At 41.1% G+C, this 2,023-nt stretch carries 2 protein-coding genes; both read left to right on the top strand.

Annotated features, from left to right (window positions below; genetic code table 11):
* Positions 1-111 precede the first annotated feature (111 nt).
* The gene (locus tag AB4209_RS22520; RefSeq protein ID WP_102319964.1) at positions 112-825 is read left to right on the top strand and encodes an AraC family transcriptional regulator; all 714 of its coding nucleotides are present in this window, start codon (positions 112-114) and stop codon (positions 823-825) included.
* Positions 826-921: 96 nt separating this feature from the next.
* A complete protein-coding gene (locus AB4209_RS22515) occupies positions 922-1,824 on the top strand; it encodes a DMT family transporter (RefSeq protein WP_372010926.1) in 903 nt (300 codons plus the stop codon).
* Positions 1,825-2,023 lie beyond the last annotated feature (199 nt).

The following is a 2,023-nucleotide window of genomic DNA, read 5'->3' as shown; positions in this document are numbered from 1 at the left end:
TGTCGTCTACCCGACCATTTTAAGTTACGTGAAGCGTCTGCTTGACCTACTTTTTGTTATGAGCGAAAGTGGCGGAAGATGCCTGTTATTTTTTTCTAACTTGTTGTTGATATGAAAACTAGTTTAAGTATTCGCACTTACACAAAGCACTTTAGTAGCCATGTTCACGATAGCTATCATCAACTGGTACTGCCTATTCAAGGCAATATTCATATTGATATGAATGGTTTCTTGGGTAAGGTGAGTGTCGGTGAGTGCGTGGTGATCCCAAAAGGAATAGCACATGGATTTACTGCTGATGAAGCCGCACGATTCATTGTAGCTGATTATGATCAACTTCCTTCACATTTGATCAGTGAGGAGTTAGCCGTTTTTTCAACCTCTCCCCCTTTGTTGAGCTTTCTTCATTTTGTTGAAAAGCAACTTGAATATCAGGTGGATAATCAAATTGAAGCCTCTATAGTCAATATTTTTACTTTATTGCTGGGACAGCAAGAGTTGTCTCGAACGAGCGATCCACGAATTCGTGCAGTGCAGAACATGATCAGCAAACGGCTAGCCGAGCCTCTAACTATTCAATCGCTTGCTAAGGCTATATATCTTAGTCCAACCCAGTTCAAGAAGCTTTTTAAAGAAAACATAGGAATGAGTGTGTTCAAATACATCACTGAGCAACGTATGGAAAAGGCTAAGGCACTGCTGACCCATACTGACTTACCTGTGCAGTTAATAGCTGAACGAGTAGGATACAGTGACCTTTCAGCTTTTAGTCGACGTTTTTCCACCTACTATGGAATGTCACCAAGAGCGTTCGCTCGTTCTTGAGTTGGTCTATTTAAGCAACTATTGCGTCCTTTTAGCAAATACATGATGTGATTAATCGCCTAAGATTTCTGCCTTGTTATCAGTTCCTCGGTAGATATATTTATGTTGTACAATCGCTATACTTCCTATCAGCTCGGCATTTTCTCGATACTGTTTGCTTCAATCTTATGGGGCACTACTGGCACAGTCGCTAGTTTAGCTCCAGATATCAGTTCTCTGGCAATAGGTGCTTTTTCAATGGGGGTTGGTGGGCTTTTTCAAGTCGCACTGTCTCGCAAGCAACTTCGACATGATTTCAAAAAGATTCTGAATCATAAGAGGAAATTGGCGATTAGTGCAATTGCTTTAGCTGCTTATCCATTAGCATTTTATTCCTCCATGAGGCTGGCTGGTGTCGCAATTGGTACCGTGATTTCTATTGCTACAGCACCGTTTTTTGCGGTTTTACTTGAGTGTCTATTTAGCAAAGGTAAAAACATCACGAAAAAATGGTTGCTAAGCTTCTCTGTCGGAATTGCAGGCATCATGTTGTTAGTTTTCTCAGAGTCATATGCAACCGATACAGTCAGTAACTTAAGACTGATTGGCATCTTGTTGGGTCTTATGGCGGGTTTATTTTATGCCGTCTATTCATGGGTTGCTAAAACACTCATTGAACAGGGTGTCGAATCCCAATCGGCTTTAGGCTGTATTTTTGGTTTTGGTTCATTAATTTTGCTCCCAACACTTTTGGTCACTGGCGAAAACCTTTTTGCATCAACAACCAATATTCTGGTAGTTGGCTATATGGCTTTGATTCCAATGGGTTTAGGTTATATTGCTTATGGATTTGGCCTAAGGTTTGTGACCGCAAGCAGTGCAAGTTTGATTACGCTTTTTGAGCCTGTTGTAGCAGCAGCTTTAGCTGTGGTGGTGGTTGGCGAGTCGATACCGCTGCTTGGTTGGAGTGGTATCGGTTTAATCCTCATTTGTTTGTTGATTCAAGTAAAAGACAGGTAGCCACCCACGAACAAACACTCATGGATACTATCATGCTTAATTGTTTACTATGTTAAGCACTAGACTGACTACTAAAGTGGTTGATGGCTCGATATCGAGCCGCACCACGAAATTAGACACCTTACCAAGCGATTTTCCAATACCTAGAATTATTCGCATGTTATTAAATTAGCAAAGTCGCTAACTCAGAAATGTCCGT

Source organism: Vibrio sp. 10N.286.48.C11 (assembly GCF_041469805.1).
Classification (GTDB): domain Bacteria; phylum Pseudomonadota; class Gammaproteobacteria; order Enterobacterales; family Vibrionaceae; genus Vibrio; species Vibrio crassostreae_C.
Note: the sequence above shows the minus strand (reverse complement) of the source record. Positions and strands in the feature narration are given on the sequence as shown.